The sequence below is a fragment of the Bacteroides sp. MSK.20.82 genome (assembly GCF_019052485.1).
Taxonomy (GTDB): Bacteria; Bacteroidota; Bacteroidia; order Bacteroidales; family Bacteroidaceae; genus Bacteroides; species Bacteroides thetaiotaomicron.
On record NZ_JAHQUN010000006.1, the window covers coordinates 40,755 to 63,719 of the forward strand.

Here is a 22,965-nt window from a genome sequence, read left to right on the forward strand (position 1 = left end):
GAGGAAATAATATGAAGAAATATTATATTTATATACTAACGGCTGTTTTGCCCATTCTTTGGGGAGCCTGTAATAATGGCGATGATATTGACACCAAGCATAGTATTTTTTCAACAGAGCCAATGGAACATAATGGTTTTGATGAATGGTTGCTTGCTAATTATACATATCCGTATAACGTTGATTTCAAGTATCGTATGCAAGATATTGAAAGTGATCACAAATATAATCTGGTACCGGCGGATTACGATAAATCGGTTGCTTTGGCCAAGATTATCAAGCATGTATGGATGGAGGCATATACTGAACTTGCCGGACCGGCTTTTCTTCGGTCTTATGTGCCAAAAACTTTTCACTTGATAGGTTCTCCGGCTTATGATAGCAGTGGTACGAAGGTGTTGGGTACTGCCGAGGGAGGAAAGAAGATAACATTGTACGAAGTGAACAGTCTGGACTTTGAGAATGTCGATATCGAAGTTTTGAATGAGTATTACTTTAAGACGATGCACCATGAATTTGCACATATCCTGCATCAGAAGCGTAATTATGACCCATCGTTTGATCGCATTACCGAAGGAAAATATGTTGGTTCCGACTGGTATTTCTATGTTGCTGAAAATGGAAATTCATATTTGCGAGAGGATGCGGATGCATGGCCGGAAGGATTTGTGACGGCATATGCGATGAGTGAGGCAAGAGAAGATTTTGTAGAGAATATCGCCATGTATGTTACTCACGATCAGGCTTACTGGGATAATATGCTGAAGGTTGCCGGAACTGCCGGAGCGGCTATTATTAATCAGAAGTTTACTATTGTATACAATTATATGCTTGAAACTTGGGGTATTAATTTAGATGATTTGCGTGAGATTGTGTTAAGGCGTCAGCAAGAAATTCCGGAGCTGGATTTAAGTACTATTGAATAAAACAGGAAGATTATGAAAAAGAATATAATGATTTATTTGTTGATGGCTCTTGTATGCTTTGGTTTGCAATCCTGTCTTTTCCAGGAAGAGGATTATTTTGATGATTCTTCAGCGAACCGTGCAACAGAGGAAGTGAAGCAATATAGTGAGCTATTAGAATCGGCATCTAATGGTTGGAGAATGGAATATTACATAGGTCAGGACTATGCTTTGGGAGGCATAACTCTTCTGTGCAAGTTTGATGGTCAGCGAGTTACAATGGCATCTCAAGGATACGAAGGCGATGAGACTATTTCCTCTCTTTATAAGGTTGTATCGGAGGAAGCTACTATGCTTACATTCGACACTTATAATGCTTTTATTCATGCATATGCCAAGCCACAAGGCGGAGGTTCCAACCCCAATGCCAACCTGCAAGGAGATTACGAGTTTATTATAAAGGAAGCTTCAGCCGAGAAAATTGTAATGCAGGGCAAAAAGTATGGAAATACGATAGTAATGTATGCGCTTCCGGATGATTTGAACTGGGAGGCATATATAAACTCTGTGAATGATGTAGAAGAGAATGCTTTCTTTATACAATATCAGTTGTTGGTTGATGGAAATTTAGTTGGTATGACGCAGCGAAGTAATTATACTTTTGTTATAGCCTATAATGATGGTGGTAACATTGTACAAGAGCAATCTCCTTTCCTTTTTACAACCGATGGCTTTCGTTTCCGGGAACCAGTTTCACTGGCAGGAGTAACTGTGCAAAATTTTGTGTGGGACCCTTCCTCCGAGCTTTTTACTTGTACTGACGAGGGGGCAACTAACGTTAAAATGAAAGGAATTTATCCGGAGGGATATATTAAATATAATGATTATCTAGGTAATTATACTCTTACCTGCAAGATGTATAAAGATAATAATTTGACAGACGAAGAATTACCAATATCTATTATGGAGGATGTAGAAAATAAGAGTTATATTCTCAGGGGACTAATTGGTGATATAGTGCTCGATTATGATAGAGGTGAAGGAATTATGTCCTTTAAGACTCAAAAGGTAGGTTATATATCAGGATATTATTTGGGATGTACTACATATTGTTATGCCATGGGATTTTATCCTACATATATTAGTTATCAGGCAGGTCTGATGTTTGGTTTTGTGGCAAATGTACAACAGTCTCCGTTTGGATTTACATTTGAGGATGATGGGGTATTCGAAGCAGTAGGTGGTGCAAAAGCTGATTATATGGCCTTCGACCGCTATTCGGCACCTGATTATAGTCAAAGTTCATATGTTCAAGGGGTGGAACGTATGTATGGAGAGATGGTCTTTATGAAAGTTGAGGAATAAATAAAAAACTAGATTATGAAAAATATACTGAATTTATACTTAATAATATTCTGCTTATTTTTTGTTGCAGGATGTTCTTCAGATGACGATGCTGCCACTGTAAAATTGACAATTATAAAATCAGATTTGGATATGAAAGCTAGTGGTGGCACTGGAACTGTCGAATTTGCAGCAACTGGAACTGTCACGGCTACGGTGAATGCCGATTGGTGTCAGGTAATCGAAGTTGCAGATCATAAAGTTTCCATTTCTGTAGATGCTAATACAGGTTATCCGGGGCGTAGCGCACAAATCGTTTTAACTGATGGTGTGAGTACGCAGCAAGCAACCATACTGCAGGAAGGAGCTATTTGGAAATATAATAGAGATGCTACCTATTTCACATTGACAGATGCTGCAGAGGAGGTCCCTGTTGAAATGTCGAGTAATTTGCCTATTCAGGTATCTATTCCAGCAGATGCTTCTCAATGGTTATCCTATGAAATGACGAGTGATGGATTTAAGTTTATTGCAAAAGAGAATCTCACTGGTAAAATTCGTTCGGCCATTGTAAAAGTGACTACTGGCATTCGTGAAATTGAATATGCTTTATTGCAGTACGATATTGATGACTTATTGGGACAATGGACAGGTGTTGTGAAAGTCGTTGCTACAGCATTTGGTATTAATCAAGTTCTTTCATTAGAGGAAAATACTCAAATTGTTAAAAATCCGGGTGGTAATGGCTATATATTCCAGCTACCAATGACAAGACTGTTGGGAGCAACGATTGTTTTAGCGGTCACCTATCAAGATGGAGCTTTAGTTATAACCACTCCACAGCAGCAAAATTATGCTTTGTCTGATGGGCAAGGAGGAGTGATGTACGGCTCAATAATAACTAAAACTGATGATGGTTTGTATTTACAGGGAAAAATTATTCTTTCTCCTGTATTAATGAATGATGGGCAGGTTGCGTTAGCTTATATTACAGATGCATATATGTCAATGGGATTATTTAAGGGAAGAGTTCCGTCTCCTGCAAATTATGCAGGACTTTCTATTGATTTTCCTGCTATTTTGATGCAATATGCTGAATAATATTTTGCATGAAATACTATTTTTATATAGTGGTTTAACTGTTTGTTATGAGAAGAACTTGCATTAATTGATCCTAAGAGCTATTATCGTAAGGTAGTAGCTCTTAATATTTAAATATTTATTTAATAATCTTTATATTACGCATCAATCCACCATACTTAGCCCTTTTCACTGCACTACCTTTGAAAATGGTTTTATATTGCTCCTCACTCAGCGAATGCCAATCATCCTTCCTCATACTTAACAAAGAAGGAGACGGTTGAAATTCGGCTGTCCGGCAAGGAGTGGCAAAGCGATTCCAAGGGCAAGCTTTCAGGCATTCGTCACAGCCATATATTTTATTACCCATTTTTTTGCCTACATTGAGCGAAAGTTCCCCACGATACTCAATGGTAAGATAAGAAAGACATCTCTCGGAATTGAGCCTGAAAGGGGCTTCCAGCGCTTTTGTCGGGCAGGCATCCAGGCAACGTGTACACGAACCGCATTGATTTCGTTGTGGAGAGTCATAATTGTCAGCTTCCCTATCAAGAATAATTTCCCCTAAGAAGAAGCAGGAGCCGGCGTGAGGAATGATGAGATGTGTATTCTTTCCTATCCATCCCAAGCCGGTACGCCATGCCCAATAACGTTCGAGTATGGGAGCGGTATCACAGAATATGCGGCCTTGAAGCGGAGAAGCGGAGGTTTGGGATACTGGGGCTTGGGGTGCTGAGGCGTAGTTTTCAGTATATGTGCCGATATTGTTTGTCGAGGCGATAGTACTGTCTGTTTCTTCGGAGAATGAAACTTCTTTTTCTATAAACTCAAAAAGTTCCTTCAATTTCCCCTTCATCACATCGTGATAATCTTTCCCATAGGCATACCATGCAATCTGATACTCACCTTCGGGAAGTTTTTTTGCCGGATAATAGTTTAGGGCAACGCTGATCACCGTACGTGCCCCTTCCACCAACAAGCGCGGATCGAGCCGTTTATCCTCATAATTCTGCATATACGCCATCTCTGCCTGGCAACCGTCCGCCAGCCATTGACGGAAGGCGGTAGCCACAGTTTCATCCACAGCTTCGGCAGGCGCCAGTCCGCAGGCGGAAAAGCCGAGGCGTAGTGCTTCGGCTTTGATTCGGTCTGAGGAGAGGAACTTTTCCATTAAAATACCTTGAATTCATAGCCCTCCGCTTTCAGAAATTCGATGGCACGGGGGAGGGCATATTGCAGATTCCCGTTGTTCCACGATTTCAGAGAGTCGTGGAAGGTGATGATGGAACCGTTGCGTACGTAGCGTTTTACGTTATTCAGTACCTGTTCCGGGCGCATTCGCTTACTGTAGTCACGGGTTACGAGGTCCCACATAATGATACGGTAATGGTGGCGAAGAGTGTAATATTGCCGGAATCCCATGTGCCCATGTGGAGGGCGGAATAGGTCCGAGTGGATAATTTCGTCTACCCGTCTGGTGTTGGCCAGATAATCCGGATTGGAATATTCAAAGCCGCGGATGTGGTTGAAAGTATGGTTGCCGATGCGGTGTCCGTGTTCTACCACCATCCGGTATTCGTCCGGGTGTTTGCGGATATTGTCGCCTACCATGAAGAAGGTAGCTTTAATATCGTGTTTCTTCAGTAGCTCCAGTACCCAAGGGGTTACTTCCGGGATAGGGCCGTCGTCAAAAGTCAGGTAGACAGCCCGTTCGTTTGGGTCCATCCGGAAGATGGCTTGTGGATACAGCGCTCGGAAGAACCAAGGTGGTTGTTCTATAAACATAAGAGTCTTTATTAATAAGTAACAGGTAATAAGTAATAAGTAATAACCGTGCGGCTTATGGCGCAGCTTATTACTTATTACTTAATACTTATTACTTAGTTTTTATTTCCCTTTCATTCTCGCAACATACTCATTGTATAGCTGGTCGAGTTGTTCCGAGTAATGTTTAGCCAATTCTTCTGATTTGTATTTCTCCATCAGGCGTACTTCTGCGTCAAGCAGTCCTGCGTTGTACATGAAGTTTTCGCTGGCGATAGAAAGTTGGTAATCAGTCAGGCTGAGATACCAGATCATGTATTCGAGAGACTTGTTGGCAAGTTCGTCGATGATCTTGTTCGCTTTTTCGTTTTGTCCCAGCTGGTAGTAGGCTTCCGCCATTTGGAAGGCGCCGTTTGCCCAGTCATACGGTACGTTGTATGACGGGATCATCTTCTCGGCGTAGTCGAGTGCGGCGAGTGCCTTGTCTTTTTTGCCTTCCTTGATGAGTTGTCCTACGAGCTGTGTGAAGATGCGCCGGTGTGTGTAGCACATACGCATTACGTTTTCGTCGATGTAGATGCCCGGTTTCTCGATGCCGCCGAACTTGAACTTGTTCATCAGGTTGTCGTACATCTTTTCGCTGTCGATCTTGCTGTTCAGCTTGTCTGTATCGAACGGAGTGAAGCGGTATGCCAGACCTTCCTGCGTGAAGTGGTTGTCCATGCCGAGGTGGTTTTCACTGCCTACGGTGATAGCCATGTAGATGGGACGTTCCCAGTTGGCGTTGGCAAGCATTTCGAGCATCATCAGTTCGCTCTTGTAGAGGGCGCGTTTCGGGTTGCCGTTGGCGTCTCTCAGCAAGATGGTCATATATTCGGGGATGGAGTCGCCCAGTGCTTCCGGTATTTTCATGCCGGAACGGCGGACAGCTTCTTTGTCGATCTTCATTACGATGCTGTCGGTAGGGATGACGCGCAGTCCTTCCTTATCCGAACGAACCCAGTATTTGAGGATATTCTTCAGTTCATACGGGTTTTCTCCGAACTGTTCTTTCAGTTCGTTCATCGCTTCCGGATTTCCGTTTTCGAGCGCGCTGTCTGCCTGTGCATACATCTGGTCGATATTCTTCTTTACTTCCGGACGGATGGGGATGTATTCGTTCTGTCCTTCAACGTATTCCACACGGTCCCAAGTGATCGGGAGTGACGGAGAGTCGTAGGCGGGACGTTTCATCTGGTCGATGTACCAGTCGGTCTGCAGGTAACTGAGGTTACAGGTACGTGCATCGGTACGGAAACCTTCTGTCTCCTGATTGTACCACAACGGGAAAGTATCGTTGTCACCATTGGTGAAGATGATCGGATTTCCTTCTTCCTGCAAGGTCATCAGATAGTTCTGACCGAAGTCACGGGCAACAAAGCGTCCGCTACGGTCGTGGTCGTCCCATGTCTGTCCGGCCATTTGGATGGGGACAAGCAGACAGAGTACTGATGCGAGAGCGGCAGCCGGAACTTCTTTCATCTTGCAGTAATCGCGTAACATACGGATGATACCTGCGACTCCCATACCTACCCAGATGGCGAAGGCGTAGAACGAACCGGCATACGCATAGTCACGTTCACGCGGCTGCGCAGGTGTCTGGTTAAGGTAGAGCACGATGGCGATACCTGTCATAAAGAACAGGAAGAACACCACCCAGAATTGCTGGATACCCCGCTGGCTGTGGTATGCTTGCCAGAAGAGTCCGATCAGGCCGAGCAGCAGCGGCAGGCAGTAGAATACGTTGTGTCCTTTGTTGTTTTTGAGGTCCTGCGGAAGCAATTCCTGGTTGCCCACCAGCAGATTGTCGATAAACGGGATTCCGGTGATCCAGTTACCGTGTTCTATTTCTCCGCTGCTCTGAATGTCGTTCTGCCGTCCGGCAAAGTTCCACATAAAGTAGCGCCAGTACATGAAGTTGAGCTGGTAGGAGAAGAAGAACTTGATGTTTTCCCATTGGTTCGGTACGTTCACCATCACCATTTCGCCGCATTGGTCGTATGGGACGTCATGCCCCTTGATGTCTACCCACTGCTTGTAGAGTGAGGAGTGCGCGGAGCTGTACATACGGGGGAAAAGCATATTTTGCGCGTATTCGTATTCGATACGTCCCGGCAGTTCGATGTATGAGTCTTTTTCGTCCGGTGAGGTTTTTTCTTTGCGGACGTATTTGCTTCCCGTCTGTGACTGGCGGGGGACGCAGTATCCGTCTTTCACGTCGAGTGCCACTTTCGAGGAGAAAGCAGGACCGTAGAAGAGAGGACGGGTTCCGTATTGTTCACGGCCGAGGTATTCGCCCAGCGTGAAGATATCTTCCGGAGAGTTCTGGTCCATCGGTGTGTTGGCGGTAGAACGGATCACGATCAGTGCATAAGAGGAATAACCGATCACGATCATCATGGTGCACAGCAATGCCGTATTCATGGTACGGGCGGAGATGCGCCATTTCTCTTTGATCTTTTCCTGTACTTGCGGAGCAAGGTAGATGCCAAGAATTGCGATCACTACGACACCGATGAGGATGCTGCTTACGCCGTGTCCGTAGAATGGAATACCCAGCAGGGCGATGGTCAGAATGAATGAGATGGCCATGCGGAGTCTGCTCTTTTCGGTGTAGCTTTCGTACACACCCCAGATAAGGGCGGCGGCGAGCAGAATGATATAGACAACGACGCCGGAGTTGAACGACATGCCGAGTCCGTTGACAAACAGCAGTTCGAACCAGCCGCCGACTTTAACGATACCGGGCACGATGCCATAAAGCACGGCTGCTACGAGTACGCCCGATCCGAGCAGGGCGAGCAATGAGCCTTTGGCAGTGGCGTTCGGAGTTTTCTTGTAGTAGTACACCAATACGATTGCCGGCAGACAGAGGAGGTTCAGCAAGTGAACACCGATACTCAGTCCGGTCAGATAAGCGATCAGGATCAGCCAGCGGTCGCTGTGGAGCTGGTTGGCTACATCTTCCCATTTCAGAATCAGCCAGAATACAATGGCTGTAAAGAGGGAGGAGAAAGCATATACTTCGCCTTCTACGGCAGAGAACCAGAAGGTGTCGCTGAATGTGTAGACCAGCGCGCCGACCAGTCCGCTACCCATGACAGTGATAAGTTGTCCTTTCGTGATGTTGTTCTCGTCGGTGATTACCAGTTTGCGTACCAGATGGGTGATGCTCCAGAAAAGGAACAGGATACAGGCACCGCTCATCAGTGCGCTCATGTAGTTTACCATCTTCGCTACGGTGGTTACATCGGAGGCGAATTGAGAGAACAGGTTCGCTACCAGCATGAAGAAAGGTGCGCCGGGCGGGTGTCCTACTTCCAGTTTATAACCGGTAGTTATAAACTCGGGACAGTCCCAAAAACTTGCGGTCGGTTCTATTGTCAGGCAGTAGACCGTTGCCGCAATGATGAATGTAATCCAACCCACGAGGTTGTTTATAGTTCTGTACTGTTTCATTAGCACTATCTAGATTTTTCGTTAAAAAACAGATTACGTGGGCGCAAAGATAGTGATTTGTAAGGATAATGAGGCAGAAAGTAAGAAATATTAAGTAACAGAAAGGTGATTTACTTTATCTTATGCCCTTTTAGTGAAACGGGGGAATCACTAAACAGTATAAACAACAGTAGGTATAAAGATATTAATTTTGTATCTTTTATATTAAGCATTGAATCATTTATTGGTCAATAATACTTGCGTTGTCAGACATTAATAGCTGACTTCTCAACTGTTAATACCTGAGATGTCAACTATTAACATCTGACATCTCAATCATTAACAGTTGAGAAGTCAGTTGTTGCTGCTTGATGTGACCGTTGTAAATGACTGATATGCGGTGCAGCCGTTCTTTGATGTAGCACCGGCAAATGAATGTTTAGTGATGATGATGATGTTCACCGAGAACGCGGTGTGGCAACGTGCCGTGTCCCAGCAGTTCGATGGGGCAGTTGAAGTTTCTTTCCAGCCATTCTGTGGAGACGCCTGTGTCAGGGTGGTAATCCAGTGTCTCGTTGACGCAGGCAATGGATTTCACTTGTTGCAGTACAGTGCCGATGTCGTGACTGACAAGGATGATGGCGCATTCTTTGTTAATCTCCGCCAGCAGTTCGTAGAGACGGGCTTCGAAGCGTTTGTCGATATACGTGCTGGGTTCGTCAAGAATCAGTACCGAAGGGTCGGAGATGATGGCACGTCCCAGCAGTGCGCGTTGCAGTTGCCCGCCGCTAAGCTGTCCGATGGAACGGTGTTCGAGTCCTTCAAGTCCCATACGGGCGATGATATGCTTGCCTTTTTCTCTTTGCTCGGGAGTGAAGCGGGAGGTGAGGGATTTCTGGATACTTAGTCCGGAAAGTATCACTTCCTCTACCGAAATCGGGAATTTCCGGTCGATGGTGTTATATTGCGGCAGATAGCCGAGGGAAAGTGGAGAGTTGGAAGTGGAAAGTTGAGAGTGGGAGGATGCTTCTGTAGGGGCATGGAAGATGATTTCTCCGGCTGTCGGTTTCAGCAGACCGAGGATGCACTTGATGAGTGTTGTCTTACCGCCTCCGTTCGGACCGATGATGCCCAGAAAGTCCCGTTCGTAAATGTTCAGGTTGATGTCGTGGAGTACGGTACGGCCGTCGTATCCGGCAGCAAGGTTCTTTATTTCGATAATCGGTTTCATGTTTGGAGAATTACTTCGTTTATGTATCATTCGGTCATTAACGCTATGGAGGCCCGTTGTTATTCGGGGTCCATAGGTGTGAGAGCTTTGGCTACGTTCAGCATTTCCGTTTCCCAGTCGTAGCTTAACGGGTTGATGGGGACTACCTTTGTGCCGGTTTGCTGTGCGATGGTTTCCGCGTTGCGCTTGTCGAACTCCGGTTGGACGAAGATGACGCTTACTTTCTCCGATTTGCACAGGTCTATCAGTTCTTTCAGATGGGCGGGCGAAGGTTCTTTGCCTCCTTCTTCGATTGAAATCTGATGCAGGCCGTAGTCACGGGCAAAGTAGGAGAGAGCCGGATGGTAAATCATAAAGGCTTTGGCCGATTTCGGAGCGGAAAGTTGCCGGCGGATGAGGCTGTCGGTGTGCTGGATACGTTGGCAGAGGGAGTCGTAACGTGCCAGGTAATATGCTTCGTTAGGCTTGTCGAGCATACAAAGTGCCTTGAATGTGTTTCCGGCAAGGATGAGGGCGTTGGCGGTAGAGTTCCATATATGTGGCTCTACGGCGTGGTTGTGCCCGTCGTGGTCATGATGTCCTGCTGCGTGGTTGTGCTCACCGTTGTTCAGAATCAGGTCTATGCCTTTCGAGGTGTCGAATACTTGGATATGAGGGGTGTTATTCATCAGTCGGTCCATCCAGGTCTGCTCAAAGCCGATGTAGCCGATGCGGAGATAGGCTTTGCTGTCTCCCAGAGAGACAAGTTGCTGAGGAATAGGGTCGTATGTCTCCGGACTGGAACCTTTCGGGACCATGCTGACTACCGTGAATTTATCACCGGCAATCGCTTCCGTGAAGTAGCGCTGCGGTTCGATAGTGACGGTAATGACCGGTTTCGCTTCTTCGCTGCCGCTTGCTTTGGACGTGCGACCCGTGCAGGCTGCCAACAGGAGGCAGGAGCCGAGAAGAAGGAGTGTTTTCAAATCTTTTAGTTGTTGTTTCATGACTATTGTATTAATATCGGGGGGTGATTCTGTTCCAGTTTTCGGGCACGTAGTATTTCCCGCTTTCCTCCCGGAGGACCGGGAAGGCGCTCTACGGTAAAGCCTGCGGCCTGTAACATACGTCGGATGATTCCTTTGGCACAATAAGTGGTGAGGATACCTCCTTCATTTAATAAAACATATAAACGGTTAAATAGTTCCTGCGACCACATTTCCGGCTGCTTTTCCGGAGCGAAGGCGTCGAAATAGATAACGTCGAATGATAATGGAGAATGGAGAATGGATAATGGAGAATGGCTGCGCTGGGTAATCCATTCATTGACGTCGGCTTGTACTTTGCAAAGAGTGAAGTGTGGGGTAAAGGATATTTCTTCTTCCCACGGTGATGTATGGATTGCTCTGAACAGGTCGATAGCTGCTGGTTGTTCTAAATATCCCAGTTGCTCCACCATCTGCCATTCCAACGGGTAGAGTTCAAGTCCTGTATAATGTATGTTACGTCCGCTTCTTTCTGCTTCTTCAAGGGTAAGCCAAGCATTCAGCCCCGTTCCGAAACCGATCTCCAGAATATGCGGAGAGGGGGTAGCGGAGGCTTTCAGTCCCATGTTGATGAAAATATGCTGGGACTCCGTACGTGCTCCTTTGGTCGAATGATAATGTTCATTCAATTCCGGAACAAATAGGGTGGCGCTCCCGTCATCAGTCTTTTCAATCACTCTTTTCATCTCAAAAAACTTATTACCTGTTACCTATTACTTATTACCTGTTATTTCATCCTGCAACGACGTTCCATGCGCTTTCCAGTACATACAGAAGCAGAATGTAACGTATCAGTTTGCCGACAAACATGGAGGCGGTGGTAAGCCATATATTACTTCGCATAAATCCCAGTGCGATGGAGATCACCTCTCCGATGGCCGGCAGGAAAGCGAAGAATGCCATCAATGCTCCTTTCCCTTGCAGGAATTTCACCATCTTGTCTACTTTCTCCTTCTTTACTTTGAAGTATTTCTCAATCCAGCTTATTTTGCCCAGACGCCCCATATAGTAGCAGGTCATTCCGCCTGCCGTATTGCCGAGGGTGGCAGCCAATATACAGGCAGTGGGTGGCAGTCCGAGTTTTACCAGTGCTACCAACACCAGTTCGGAACTGAATGGTACAATACTCCCTGCGAGTAAGGCCGAGATAAACAATCCCGGAAGTCCCCATTCGATGAGGAGTTGTATCGTTGAATCTATAAAAGCGTCCATACGTTAAAACCAAATAAAAGGATGAGGCAGACCGTGGCAACAATGAAGAATATATTCGATGTTTTGTTGTTGGTCAGCACAAAAAGGTGTCCGATCAGTATGCTGTTGCTTATCATGAGCAACGGCAAGAGATTGCTGCATTGTGACGGCTGTAGCACAATCAGTACGAAGAGAAAGAGTGTCACGTCTATGAGAAACTGTAAATAGGCGCGCGTGCGTATCTTATCTTCGAATCCGGCAACGACGCAATGAGCGGCGCTGACGATGAACAATACAAGCAGATAACCGAGAGTCGCCAGTTCCCACGGCTGGAGTATCTGTAGGTTGAATATATCTCCAAAGGTAGCCAGTTCTTTGAAAGGATGATAGAACAGCTCCATCTGATCATAGAAGAAAGCGTGTCCGAACAGCATCCAGTAGGGCATTGTCCATCCTATCAGTGCGCCGCAGAAACTGCGGAACGTAAGTGACTGAAAGCGGTGCGCCTCAAACAACCAGAGCACCGAGAAGAAGGTGAGCTGGGGAAAGAGAATGCTCCCTGCACCGATAAACAGGAACGAGTAGAACAGATATCCTGACGCCTGCGACTGCTGGTAACTCTTGAACAGGAAATAGATGGAGAATAAAAAGGTTATGGCGGCAACGTTTCCGGCATATAACAGGTGCATCTCCGGACAGACGGTGACCAGCAGAAAATAGATAGCTGTCTGCACGGAAGCCCGCATACGGATGATACTGAACCGGTTGTTCAGCTCGATCAGGAAATAGCCGATAGCCGCGTAAATCAAGAAACTGACAAGATGCTCCGCCCATGCGGGGAGCAGCAACGTGCGGGCAGACTGCCAAAGCACGGAACCGCCTTCTTCGCCCGCTGTCATGGTGAGTTCGGGCAATAGGGCAGAGGTCAGCACCCAACAAAGGGTGCAGATGAAAATCGCAGCAGGGAGTGTCCACCGCCCTGCTGTGACCAGACCTTGTAGTCTCTTGTTTCTCATTATAAGTCGAATCCGATATCGCGTCGGAAATACTTCTTGTCGAAGTCGATCATATCTGCCACTTTATAGCTCTGTGCCAGCGCTTCTTCCTTCGTTGCGCCATAAGAGCAGACAGCGATCACACGTCCTCCGTTCGTTACGATTTGTCCGTCCTTCATGGCTGTTCCGGCATGGAAAATGATGCTTTCGGTAGCGGCGGCCTGTTCCAGACCACTGATAGGGAAGCCTTTTTCGTATGCTTCGGGATAACCGCCGCTGACAAGGATCACACAACCTGCCGAGCGCGGGTCCATGACCAGTGTCTTTTCATCGAGGTTGCCTGCGGCTGTACCTTCCAGCAACTCCACGAGGTCGCTCTGAATGCGGAGCATCACGCTTTCCGTTTCCGGGTCGCCCATGCGGACGTTATATTCAATCACCATCGGTTCGCCTTTCACCCGAATCAGTCCGAGGAAGATGAAGCCTTTGTAGACGATGTTTTCTTCTTTCAGTCCGTTGATGGTAGGTTCGATGATGCGGGTACGTACTTTTTCCATGTATTCTTCGTCAGCAAACGGAACCGGAGTCACGCTGCCCATACCGCCTGTGTTGAGTCCTTTGTCGCCTTCACCGATACGCTTGTAGTCTTTCGCTACAGGGAGGACTTTGTAGTGTTCGCCGTCGGTAAGCACGAATACGGAACATTCGATACCGCTCAGGAACTCTTCAATAACGACTGTTGCCGATGCGGAGCCGAACATACCGCCAAGCATTTCTTTCAGCTCACTCTTTGCCTCGTCCAGTGTGGGGAGGATCAGAACGCCTTTTCCGGCACAGAGCCCATCGGCTTTCAGCACGTATGGAGCTTCCAGCGTTTCGAGGAAGGCCAGACCTTCTTCGAGATTTTCGGCTGTGATACTTTTATATCGGGCTGTCGGGATTTGATGACGCATCATGAAGCCTTTGGCAAACTCCTTGCTACCTTCCAGCTGTGCTCCGTTGGCGGACGGACCGATAACGGCGATATGTTTCAGTTCGGGACGATTCTGGAAGTAATCGTAGATGCCTTCTACCAACGGGTCTTCGGGACCTACTACCACCATTCCGATGTTTTCTTTCAGAGCGAAAGCGCTGATCGCTTCAAAGTCGGTAGCTTTGATGTTGACATTCTCGCCTACGGCGTTTGTTCCGGCGTTTCCCGGAGCGATGTACAGCTTTTCAACTTTCGGACTTTGGGCAATTTTCCATGCCAGTGCATGTTCGCGGCCGCCCGAGCCTAGTAATAATATCTTCATAATGAGTATTAAGTTATGAGTTTTCAGTTATGAGTTTTTCGGTGTGATGCTGTGAACTGTCAACTATAGGTTGCTATAGGTTCTGCTCAAAGTATCGGGTGATTTTCTCGTGCAGATGTACACGGTCGCGGCCTGATACGTTGTGCTTGTGGCACGGATAGATAAACAGGTCGGGGTAGGTGCGGGCATCTACACAGGCTTTCATGAACGACAGTGTGTGCTGCGGTACACAAGTGTCATCGTGGTCGTCATGGATAATGAGCAGATGACCTTTCAGCTGTCCGGCAAGGTTCTTCAGATTACACTCTTTGTAGCCTTCCGGATTGCTTTCCGGAGTGTCCATGTAACGTTCGCCGTACATCACTTCGTAATATCCCCAGTCGATGACAGGTCCGCCGGCTACGCCTACCTTGAATATTTCGGGGTAGCGGAGCAGAAGGGCAGTGGTCATGTGTCCTCCGAAGCTCCATCCGTGTACACCGATGCGGTTTCCGTCTATGTAGGGGAGGGACTTCAGAAATTCAATGCCTTTCACCTGGTCTTTGCCTTCTTCGATGCTGAGGTGGCGGAAGGTGGCGTTTTCGAACTCCAGTCCACGGTTGGCACTGCCGCGGTTGTCGAGGGTGAACATGATATAGCCTTTGTTAGCCATATAAATATCCCATCCGCGGGAGCCGTTCAGCCAGCCACCGGTGACGAGTTGTGCGTGCGGGCCGCCGTATACGTAGACGATGACCGGATACTTTTTGTTCGGGTCGAAATCTGCGGGTTTGGTGAGGCGGTAGTATAGGTCGGTCGTTCCGTCGTCGGCTTTAATAGTACCGGTTTCGATGGTCGGCATCTCGTAGCCTTCGTATGGGTCTTTGGCTGTCAGCAGGTTGACTGTTTTCAGGCTTTTGGTGTCCACGATGTCAATGCGGCGCGGAAGGGTGGGAGTCGAATAACGGTCGATGAGGTAGCTTCCCGATGCGCTGAGCATTCCGTTATGTTCTCCTTCTGTGGTAGAACGGAAGCTGAATGGGAGGCTGCGCTTTCCTGTGTTGACATTTACTGCAAAGTTATTGGAGCCTGTGCCGTCCACTTCTTGAAAGATGACTTCTTTCCTCTTGGCGTTGAAGCCCAGAATGTCGCCTACCAGCCATTTGCCCTCGGTCAGTTGCTTCGTCGGGATGTATTCGATATGCTTGCCGCCTGCGGCATCGCTTTTCCATTCGCCTTTGAGGCTGGAGGTGAGGTCGCATAAATATAGATGGTTATATCCGTCACGCTGGCTTTGATAGATGAATTTGCTGCTGTCCCACGGTAAGAATACGATGGGGTGCTGAGGCTCTACATATTTGGGGTGCGTTTCTTCCAGCAGTTTGCCCAGTAACTTGCCTGTCGTTGCGTCATATTGGCAAAGTACGGCATGGTTCTGGTCGCGGTTCAGTTCGATAAGGTAGATGCTCTTTTCGTCCGGTGACCAGCTGATATTGGTGAAGTAACGGTTGGTCGGATCACCTGCATTCAGATAGATGGTCTTACCGGTGGAGGGGTTGTAGACGCCTACTTTTACTTGGTGGCTGGTCATTCCTGCCATCGGGTAACGGACGTTATTCACTTCTCCTACACGTGCGGTGATGTCTACAAGCGGGTATTGCGTCACCATGCTTTCGTCCATGCGGTAGAAAGCGAGCAGGTTGCCTTTCGGGCTCCAGAAGGTACCTTTATTGATGCCGAACTCATTGCGATGGACAGACTGCCCGCAGACAATGCCTTCGGGTTCGTCGGTGATTGCCTGTTCGTTCACATACAGGTTGTTGTTGACTGTGTAGGCTACGTTTCCGTTGGCGACGCAATAATCTTCGTTGGCTGCTTTATCTTTCAGCTTCAGCGTGCTGACAATCCGGTTGTTCTCGAAATCGTATACGATGTACTTACCGGATACTTTCAGTAACATTTGCGGTTTGTCCGCCCACGGGTAGCGGATTGAGTACGGGGTCGGCAGCTTCCCTGCTTTATTGTCTGCCAGTACTTTGTTGATTTGTCCGAGGGTAGTCAGCACTGTCTCTTTCCCTGTTCTGGGTTGAACAGTGTAGATGGTGTCGGTACTCGGTTTGATACACACGTCTCCCCACCATTGCAGGCCGTACAGGTTTTCTGCATAACGGTAGGTCTCGCCGCCCGGAATCAAGTCTTCCAGTGTCAGCTTTTTGATTTCCTGTGCCATAACATTGAATCCGATTGGTAGCGCCAGCAATATCAGAATGGCTCTTTTTCCAATTTTACTCATTGCTTTTATTTATCTTTATTGGTTTTAAATCCTTCTATTTTACCCTGTTCAGGAGAGTTGTCTTTCTCTGTCGGATGATACGTCTTTTTCGAGATATTCAGTTCGCTTTCTTACTCATCAAATGATAAGATCGCAAGATGCGACCTTATATTGTCTATCAATTAAGTTAATGGCATTTTTTTAGTGAGATGCCATTAACTATCTATGAAATTACTCTTCTTCCTTCTTCGGTATCCTAGGCTCACGGTTTCCTCTGAATTCTCTCGGAGCTCTCGAATCTCTTTCCCCACGGAACTCGCCTCTAGGCTTTCTGTCCCTGTCATCCCGGGTAAAGCTTCCTTCTTCCCGTCTCGGCTTGAAGTCTCCTTCTTTACGAGGTTTGAATTCCCCTTCCCGACGTGGCTTGTACTCTCCTTCTCTGCGTGGCTTGAATTCCCCTTCGCGACGAGGTTTGAATTCGCCTTCCCGTCTGGGTTTGAATTCTCCTTCCCCGCGCGGTTTGAATTCCTTTCTTTCTCTGGGTCTGGAAGTATCATAGTTTCCTTCAGTCTCTTTCTTCTCTTCTCCTTCTCCCTCCTGACTCTTGAACTCCTTATATTTCCCGTCGAAAATCTCGTATTTGCGGAACTCGCATTCCAATGCACCATTGAACAACGGCACTTTTTTGCTTGGTTTCAGCCCGATCTGATCGAAGCATTCTTCTCTATAAGAGAGTACCCAAGCCTCGTTTCCTACAAATGCGTGCTTCAGACGTTCGCCAATCATCTGGTACAGTCCGAGCAGGTCATTGGTGGAGATACGCTCGCCATAAGGAGGATTCATCACAATGATGGACTTCTCCTGCGGCTGTTCGAATTGTTGGAACGGTTGCAATTTCAGCGTCACATCTTTGGATACACCCGCTGCTTTTATATTATGGGTTGCGATTTCATTTGCTTTCGGATTGTTGTCGTATCCGTATATCTTGTGAGTAAACTCGCGCTCCTGACTATCGTCATTGTAAATCTCATCGAACATCTCCGAGTCGAAGTCCACCCATTTCTCGAATGCGAATCCTTTGCGGAATACTCCCGGAGCGATGTTTCTTGCGATCAGCGCAGCTTCTATAGGAATCGTTCCCGAACCACACATCGGGTCAATCAGGTCACATTCACCGCGCCATCCTGTCATCAGAACCATACCGGCAGCCAATACTTCGTTCAACGGAGCTTCTACCTGTTCCTGGCGGTATCCGCGACGATGAAGCGACTCTCCGGAAGAGTCCAGAGACAACGTACAAGTCGTTTGTGCAATGTGAATATTGAGCAGCACATCCGGATTATTGATGCGTACTGACGGGCGTTTGCCTGTCTTTTCACGGAAATAGTCCACGATGGCGTCCTTCACCTTATATGAGACGAACTTTGAATGGCGGAATTCTTCGCTGAATACAACCGCGTCTATCGCAAACGTCTTGTTTACATCAAGATACTCTTCCCATGGAATGGCCTGTATCTGGTTGTAAACTTCATCAGCATCCTTTGCCGTAAAATTCTTGATCGGTTTTAGAATGCGGATAGCAGTACGGAGGCAGAAATTTGCCTTGTACATCATACGCTTGTCTCCTGTAAATGAAACCATGCGACGTCCTATCTGGATATCGTTGGCTCCCAATGTTGTAAGTTCTTCAGCAAGTATCTCTTCCAGTCCCTGGAAGGTCTTGGCTATCATCTCGAATTGTTCGCTCATATATAGTTTATTGATTTTATTTCTTTGCTTTTGTTTGTACAATCTTTGCTCCGGCAGGGATGTTTTCCGTTACCCAGATATTTCCTCCTACGGTTGCGTCGCTTCCGATAGTGATTCTTCCAAGGATGGTGGCGTTGGAGTAGACTATGACATTGTCTTCCAGTATCGGGTGGCGGGGGATACCCTTGATCGGCTTTCCGTCGGCATCCAGCGGGAAGCTTTTTGCTCCCAGGGTGACACCCTGATATAATTTGACATTGTTCCCGATGATGCTTGTGGCACCGATCACGACACCCGTTCCGTGGTCTATGGTAAAGTGACTGCCTATCTTCGCTCCCGGATGGATATCGATACCCGTCTCGCTATGAGCCATTTCCGTGATCATGCGAGGAATCAGGGGAACACCCAGTTCCAGCAGTTCGTGCGCAATACGATAATTGCTGATTGCCTTAATGGCGGGATAGCAGAAAATTACTTCACCATAACTTTTGGCGGCGGGGTCACCGTTGTAGGCGGCTTCTACGTCCGTAGCCAGTATTCTTCTCATGGCGGGTAGTTTGCTGATAAAGTTCGCAGCCAGTCGGGCGGCTTCTTCTCTTCTCGACTCCGAGCAGACGTTGCAGTCTCCTTCTGCCGTACTGAAACATAGTCCGGCCAGGATTTGCTCTGTGAGCAAGTCAAATAACTTTTCGATATTTACACCGATGTGATAATTGATTGTCCGGCTGTTGATGGTGGAATTTCCGTAGTATCCGGGGAAGAGAATGGCACGTGAAAGCTCGATAATTTCATACAAAACTTTAGCAGAGGGCAATGGTTCGCCATCTTTATGTTGATGAAACAGCCCTTTGTAAGATTCGCTTTCCGATAGCTCATCGACTGCCTGTGTCAGAATGTGGGTAAAGTTCAATGGACTCATTAGGTCAGTTACTCATGTTTATATGGGGACAAAGGTATTAAAAAAAATAATAAATTTCGTTGAGATTCAATATAATTAATGTATTTTTGTGGCATTCAAAATTCAACACGGACAAAGGGGATGAATAAAGCGAAATCTACTATGAAGCTATTTGGGTTGATAGGGTTGTTGATATTGTGGAACTGCAGTTGCGTGGATAGGCACCGCAGTCACGCTTTGTGTGAACAGTCACTTATCGATTCTTTAGAAGTCCGTGCACAGGATTCTCTGTTTTCCAACTTACCTTATTCACGTTCTTTATTGCGTAACGCAATGCGTCAGGCACAGGACTCGATGAGTTATTACCGCTTGATGGGATTGTATGGAAAGACTTTCTTCATCTCGTCCGATTTCGACTCTATCCTCTATTATAACCGCCCTGTAAAAGAGTATGATAAGCGTGCAGCTGCCTGCCCGCGATGGAATGATGTACTTTCGGATGTGTATAACATTGAGGGAAATGTCTGGATGCAACTCAATCAGCCCGATTCGGCGGTTGCCTATTATGAGAAATCCTATGCTTACCGTCTGAAAGGAGATAAGGCGCATCTTCTGTCGGATATCTGTATGAATCTGGCGGATGCCCATCTGCATCGTGGCGAACTGGCACATACCGCTTCCTATTACCGGAAAGCATTGTTTATCTGTGACTCCCTGCACCTGTCGGAACATTCCAAATTTCCGGTCTATTGCGGACTGGGACAGACTTACATGGACCTGCGTGATTTTGATTTGTCCAATCATTATTACGAACTGGCAGGACAGTTCTTTGATGAAATGACAGTCAGCGAAAAGTGGGTGTATCTTAATAATCGGGGAAATCATTACTATTACAAGAAAGATTATCAGGAAGCCCTGGTCTATATGCGGCAAGCAGCGGAGCTGATAGCGGATTACCCGCAAATGGTATTCGAAAGCAATCTTTCGAAAGTCAATCTGGGCGATCTTTATCTGCTGACGAACCGGCTGGATTCTGCCGAAAACAATCTGAATGAAGGCTACCGCTACTTTTCGGAGATAAAGAACAACTCCGCCATGCACTATATTGAAACCCTGATGATTGAGCTTTCCCTGAAAAAAGGAAATATCGCGCGTGCCAGAGAAATGATAGCACGGACTGCTTCTACCGGACATGTGGATGCCAATATGCTTACTATACGCAACCAATATCTGCAACATTATTATGAAAAGGCAGGTGACTACCGCAATGCGTATGAGTATCTGAAACGTGACTATCAACTGAATGACTCCATCCGTAGCGAGCGGATTCGCACCCGTGTAGCCGAACTGGATATGCGTTACCGTCAGGACACGATTGTATTGCGCAAGGAAATGCAGATTCAACGGCAGGCGGGTGAAGTGCGTGTCTTGAAACTGAGCATGTATATCTGGGTGCTTGTCTGCCTGTTGCTGGCAGCCGGAACGGTGGTGATCATCTGGTATATGCGGAAAAAACGGGAGTTTCTTCGTGAACGTTTCTTCCAGCAGATAAATCGTGTCCGTATGGAGAATTTGCGGAGCCGGATTTCTCCCCATTTCACATTCAATGTGCTGGGGCGTGAGATTAATCAGTTCAATGGATCGGAAGAGGTGAAGAATAATTTGATGGAACTGGTCAAATATCTCCGCCGGAGTCTTGAACTGACAGAAAAACTAAGTGTATCTTTGCAGGACGAACTGGATTTTGTACAGTCATATATTGGCTTGGAAAGCGGGCGTGTCGGCGAAGACTTTACGGCGTCGGTCGTAGTGGAGGAGGGGCTGGACGCAAAAAGTATAATGATTCCTTCCATGATTGTACAGATTCCGGTAGAGAATGCGATAAAGCACGGGCTCGCCGGAAAAGACGGTGAGAAAGAATTGACTATCCGTATTTCCCGTGAAGGAAAAGGAGTCCGTATCGTGATTTGTGACAACGGGCGGGGGTATCTTCCGCAAGTGGCTTCTTCGACCAGAGGAACGGGAACAGGTCTGAAAGTGCTCTATCAGACGATACAGCTACTCAATACAAAGAATAAAAATGAGAAGATACGTTTCAATATAGGTAACCGAAACGATGGGCAGACCGGTACGCAAGTGTCGGTGTATATACCGTTTCATTTTTCTTATGATTTATGATGAATGCAGAAGATAAATATAAAGTCGTTATTGTAGATGATGAGCGTACGGCAATCGATGCTTTGCGCAGGGAGCTGGGCGCCTATCAGGAATTTGAAATAAAAGGAACTGCAAACAATGGCGCAAAAGGTAAAAAGATGATAATGGAACTCCGTCCGGACCTGTTGTTTCTGGATGTGGAACTTCCGGATGTGCTGGGGCTTAACTTGTTGAGTGAGATGCGCGATGAGGTGCTGTGGGATATGAAAGTTGTCTTTTATACTTCGTATGATAAATATTTGCTTCAGGCCCTGCGTGAGTCTGCCTTCGACTTCTTGCTGAAACCTTTTGAGACGGAAGATCTGAAAGTTGTTATAGAGCGCTACCGGAAGGCTGTAGCTTCGATACCAGCAATTCCTTCTTCCTCTTTTTCTTCTTCTGTCAGTGCTTTGATGCCGCAACAGGGAATGTTTATGATCAGCACGGTGACGGGATTCAAGCTTTTGCGATTAGAAGAGATCGGCTATTTCGAATATCTGAAAGACAAGCGGCAGTGGCAGGTAGTCTTGTTCAATCAGACCCGATTGAATCTGAAGCGAAATACAAAAGCCGAAGATATCATTGGTTATTCACAAGCTTTTATCCAGATCAGTCAGTCGGCTATTGTCAATGTTAATTATCTGGCGATGATTGATGGGAAGTGTTGTCAACTTTATCCGCCTTTTCATGATAAGAGTGATCTGGTGATTTCCCGAAGTTTTTTGAAAGGGTTGCAGGACCGGTTCTTTGTGTTGTGACAATGATTCCTTAAGATAGATGCGAAAACGCCGTTTCTTCATCAGGAACGGCGTTTTCTCTTTGTTAGAATATTAGAATGAGAGAGTATGTTGTTAAAAAAATGCTGTTACAAATTAGTATTGTCCATGGTCACTGTCATTTCCGGAACTAACACGTAAGCGCGTTTCTTATTGTTCCATTTATAGTAATTGGTTGTTACCGTTTTTCCTTCGTATGTATAATTGATGCGGAGATCTTTTTCCCATTCCTCTTTGGTGCTGTTCCATTTCAAGGTCTCGCTTTCAATCATGCGCTTGTTGTCATCGTACTTATAGTTGTACTTCATATAGTTGGCAAGTGTACTTCCGTTCATTTTGTAAACGGTCTGACCTACCATTACTCCATTTTCTTCTACTGGATTATAAACCAACTGACCATCATAACTGCGTGCAGAAGCAACAAAAGAGGTCATGAGAAGAACTACGGATAGAACAAACATTTTTAAAGATACTTTTGTTTTCATGGCTATTTGATTTTAGTATTATACTTTCATTTGTCTAGTAATACTCTTGTATTACACTGCAAAGTTATATATTTATTCGGTATTTATGCAAATATGAGGCTGAAATAATATCAAAATGTCAGAGTATGGTTGGGGCGATACCTTGCTTTTTGCCAAGATTGGTGACAAAAAAATATCCGGCAGTCAACCTGCCGGATATAGAATGAAGCACTTCGTTGGGGAAGTGATCTTTTTCCTTGCTTTCTGGATAGTGAGTTAAATAATGTTATAACTCATTCTCTCCATTATTTAGCTGATTTATCC

Annotated in this window: 19 protein-coding genes; 6 read left to right on the forward strand and 13 right to left on the reverse strand. The window is 46.4% G+C overall.

What is annotated here, in order from left to right; translation table 11 throughout:
• Window positions 1–11: 11 nt before the first annotated feature.
• From KTR07_RS08135 to KTR07_RS08145, 3 genes are read left to right on the forward strand one after another with little or no spacing between them, the layout of a single operon-like run.
• Entirely contained in the window at window positions 12–926 is a 915-nt protein-coding gene (locus tag KTR07_RS08135) for a putative zinc-binding metallopeptidase (RefSeq protein ID WP_008762851.1), read from the forward strand.
• A 12-nt stretch (window positions 927–938) separates the two neighbouring features.
• Window positions 939–2,270 (forward strand): DUF4302 domain-containing protein, encoded by a 1,332-nt coding sequence (locus KTR07_RS08140; protein WP_008767466.1) that lies wholly within the window; start codon window positions 939–941, stop codon window positions 2,268–2,270.
• A 15-nt stretch (window positions 2,271–2,285) separates the two neighbouring features.
• Window positions 2,286–3,350 (forward strand): BACON domain-containing protein, encoded by a 1,065-nt coding sequence (locus tag KTR07_RS08145; protein ID WP_117981477.1) that lies wholly within the window; start codon window positions 2,286–2,288, stop codon window positions 3,348–3,350.
• Window positions 3,351–3,468: 118 nt separating this feature from the next.
• Here KTR07_RS08145 and queG read toward each other — a convergent pair whose 3' ends face one another.
• The 12 genes from queG to epsC form a co-directional block, all read right to left on the reverse strand.
• Window positions 3,469–4,500 (reverse strand): tRNA epoxyqueuosine(34) reductase QueG, encoded by a 1,032-nt coding sequence (gene queG, locus KTR07_RS08150; protein WP_117981478.1) that lies wholly within the window; start codon window positions 4,498–4,500, stop codon window positions 3,469–3,471.
• A complete protein-coding gene (locus tag KTR07_RS08155) occupies window positions 4,500–5,114 on the reverse strand; it encodes a polysaccharide deacetylase family protein (protein WP_016269215.1) in 615 nt (204 codons plus the stop codon). The genes queG and KTR07_RS08155 overlap by 1 nt, the downstream gene beginning before the upstream one ends.
• A gap of 102 nt (window positions 5,115–5,216) precedes the next feature.
• Window positions 5,217–8,591, reverse strand: coding sequence for a protein O-mannosyl-transferase family (locus KTR07_RS08160; protein WP_113747995.1), 3,375 nt, complete (start codon window positions 8,589–8,591; stop codon window positions 5,217–5,219).
• 418 nt (window positions 8,592–9,009) lie between these two features.
• Window positions 9,010–9,801 (reverse strand): metal ABC transporter ATP-binding protein, encoded by a 792-nt coding sequence (locus KTR07_RS08165; RefSeq protein ID WP_016269216.1) that lies wholly within the window; start codon window positions 9,799–9,801, stop codon window positions 9,010–9,012.
• Between the two features lie 59 nt (window positions 9,802–9,860).
• Window positions 9,861–10,787: a metal ABC transporter solute-binding protein, Zn/Mn family gene (locus tag KTR07_RS08170; RefSeq protein WP_072067219.1), complete on the reverse strand. Its 927-nt coding sequence runs from the start codon at window positions 10,785–10,787 to the stop codon at window positions 9,861–9,863.
• Window positions 10,788–10,789: 2 nt separating this feature from the next.
• The gene (gene mnmD, locus KTR07_RS08175; RefSeq protein ID WP_217315320.1) at window positions 10,790–11,512 is read right to left on the reverse strand and encodes a tRNA (5-methylaminomethyl-2-thiouridine)(34)-methyltransferase MnmD; all 723 of its coding nucleotides are present in this window, start codon (window positions 11,510–11,512) and stop codon (window positions 10,790–10,792) included.
• A gap of 46 nt (window positions 11,513–11,558) precedes the next feature.
• Entirely contained in the window at window positions 11,559–12,038 is a 480-nt protein-coding gene (locus KTR07_RS08180; RefSeq protein ID WP_008767474.1) for a YqaA family protein, read from the reverse strand.
• Window positions 12,023–13,033, reverse strand: a complete 1,011-nt coding sequence (locus tag KTR07_RS08185; protein ID WP_008767475.1) for a hypothetical protein — start codon at window positions 13,031–13,033, stop codon at window positions 12,023–12,025. Before KTR07_RS08185 ends, KTR07_RS08180 begins: the two co-directional genes overlap by 16 nt.
• Window positions 13,033–14,307, reverse strand: a complete 1,275-nt coding sequence (gene purD, locus KTR07_RS08190; RefSeq protein WP_217315322.1) for a phosphoribosylamine--glycine ligase — start codon at window positions 14,305–14,307, stop codon at window positions 13,033–13,035. Before purD ends, KTR07_RS08185 begins: the two co-directional genes overlap by 1 nt.
• A gap of 73 nt (window positions 14,308–14,380) precedes the next feature.
• The gene (locus KTR07_RS08195; RefSeq protein WP_217315324.1) at window positions 14,381–16,579 is read right to left on the reverse strand and encodes a S9 family peptidase; all 2,199 of its coding nucleotides are present in this window, start codon (window positions 16,577–16,579) and stop codon (window positions 14,381–14,383) included.
• A gap of 210 nt (window positions 16,580–16,789) precedes the next feature.
• A complete protein-coding gene (locus KTR07_RS08200) occupies window positions 16,790–18,307 on the reverse strand; it encodes a class I SAM-dependent RNA methyltransferase (protein ID WP_195380596.1) in 1,518 nt (505 codons plus the stop codon).
• A gap of 16 nt (window positions 18,308–18,323) precedes the next feature.
• Window positions 18,324–19,226, reverse strand: a complete 903-nt coding sequence (epsC, locus tag KTR07_RS08205; RefSeq protein WP_008762864.1) for a serine O-acetyltransferase EpsC — start codon at window positions 19,224–19,226, stop codon at window positions 18,324–18,326.
• Window positions 19,227–19,346: 120 nt separating this feature from the next.
• Between epsC and KTR07_RS08210 the strand changes: the two genes are divergently transcribed.
• Both KTR07_RS08210 and KTR07_RS08215 read left to right on the forward strand, forming a co-directional pair.
• The gene (locus tag KTR07_RS08210) at window positions 19,347–21,383 is read left to right on the forward strand and encodes a histidine kinase (RefSeq protein WP_217315326.1); all 2,037 of its coding nucleotides are present in this window, start codon (window positions 19,347–19,349) and stop codon (window positions 21,381–21,383) included.
• Window positions 21,380–22,159: a LytTR family DNA-binding domain-containing protein gene (locus KTR07_RS08215; RefSeq protein WP_117981485.1), complete on the forward strand. Its 780-nt coding sequence runs from the start codon at window positions 21,380–21,382 to the stop codon at window positions 22,157–22,159. Before KTR07_RS08210 ends, KTR07_RS08215 begins: the two co-directional genes overlap by 4 nt.
• Window positions 22,160–22,266: 107 nt before the next feature.
• Here the strand turns inward: KTR07_RS08215 and KTR07_RS08220 are convergent, their stop codons facing one another.
• Window positions 22,267–22,662, reverse strand: coding sequence for a DUF3836 domain-containing protein (locus tag KTR07_RS08220; RefSeq protein WP_008767482.1), 396 nt, complete (start codon window positions 22,660–22,662; stop codon window positions 22,267–22,269).
• 115 nt (window positions 22,663–22,777) lie between these two features.
• On the opposite strand from KTR07_RS08220, the gene KTR07_RS08225 reads away from it, so the two are divergent.
• Window positions 22,778–22,921, forward strand: a complete 144-nt coding sequence (locus tag KTR07_RS08225; RefSeq protein ID WP_117981486.1) for a branched-chain amino acid ABC transporter — start codon at window positions 22,778–22,780, stop codon at window positions 22,919–22,921.
• Window positions 22,922–22,965: the final 44 nt, after the last annotated feature.

Excerpts from the sequence above, each read along its gene's own strand:
- KTR07_RS08135 (WP_008762851.1), top strand. The coding sequence starts at position 12 with ATGAAGAAATATTATATTTATATACTAACGGCTGTTTTGCCCATTCTT.
- KTR07_RS08140 (WP_008767466.1), top strand. The coding sequence starts at position 939 with ATGAAAAAGAATATAATGATTTATTTGTTGATGGCTCTTGTATGCTTT.
- KTR07_RS08145 (WP_117981477.1), top strand. The coding sequence starts at position 2,286 with ATGAAAAATATACTGAATTTATACTTAATAATATTCTGCTTATTTTTT.
- queG (WP_117981478.1), bottom strand. The coding sequence starts at position 4,500 with ATGGAAAAGTTCCTCTCCTCAGACCGAATCAAAGCCGAAGCACTACGC.
- KTR07_RS08155 (WP_016269215.1), bottom strand. The coding sequence starts at position 5,114 with ATGTTTATAGAACAACCACCTTGGTTCTTCCGAGCGCTGTATCCACAA.
- KTR07_RS08160 (WP_113747995.1), bottom strand. The coding sequence starts at position 8,591 with ATGAAACAGTACAGAACTATAAACAACCTCGTGGGTTGGATTACATTC.
- KTR07_RS08165 (WP_016269216.1), bottom strand. The coding sequence starts at position 9,801 with ATGAAACCGATTATCGAAATAAAGAACCTTGCTGCCGGATACGACGGC.
- KTR07_RS08170 (WP_072067219.1), bottom strand. The coding sequence starts at position 10,787 with ATGAAACAACAACTAAAAGATTTGAAAACACTCCTTCTTCTCGGCTCC.
- mnmD (WP_217315320.1), bottom strand. The coding sequence starts at position 11,512 with ATGAAAAGAGTGATTGAAAAGACTGATGACGGGAGCGCCACCCTATTT.
- KTR07_RS08180 (WP_008767474.1), bottom strand. The coding sequence starts at position 12,038 with ATGGACGCTTTTATAGATTCAACGATACAACTCCTCATCGAATGGGGA.
- KTR07_RS08185 (WP_008767475.1), bottom strand. The coding sequence starts at position 13,033 with ATGAGAAACAAGAGACTACAAGGTCTGGTCACAGCAGGGCGGTGGACA.
- purD (WP_217315322.1), bottom strand. The coding sequence starts at position 14,307 with ATGAAGATATTATTACTAGGCTCGGGCGGCCGCGAACATGCACTGGCA.
- KTR07_RS08195 (WP_217315324.1), bottom strand. The coding sequence starts at position 16,579 with ATGAGTAAAATTGGAAAAAGAGCCATTCTGATATTGCTGGCGCTACCA.
- KTR07_RS08200 (WP_195380596.1), bottom strand. The coding sequence starts at position 18,307 with ATGAGCGAACAATTCGAGATGATAGCCAAGACCTTCCAGGGACTGGAA.
- epsC (WP_008762864.1), bottom strand. The coding sequence starts at position 19,226 with ATGAGTCCATTGAACTTTACCCACATTCTGACACAGGCAGTCGATGAG.
- KTR07_RS08210 (WP_217315326.1), top strand. The coding sequence starts at position 19,347 with ATGAATAAAGCGAAATCTACTATGAAGCTATTTGGGTTGATAGGGTTG.
- KTR07_RS08215 (WP_117981485.1), top strand. The coding sequence starts at position 21,380 with ATGATGAATGCAGAAGATAAATATAAAGTCGTTATTGTAGATGATGAG.
- KTR07_RS08220 (WP_008767482.1), bottom strand. The coding sequence starts at position 22,662 with ATGAAAACAAAAGTATCTTTAAAAATGTTTGTTCTATCCGTAGTTCTT.
- KTR07_RS08225 (WP_117981486.1), top strand. The coding sequence starts at position 22,778 with ATGTCAGAGTATGGTTGGGGCGATACCTTGCTTTTTGCCAAGATTGGT.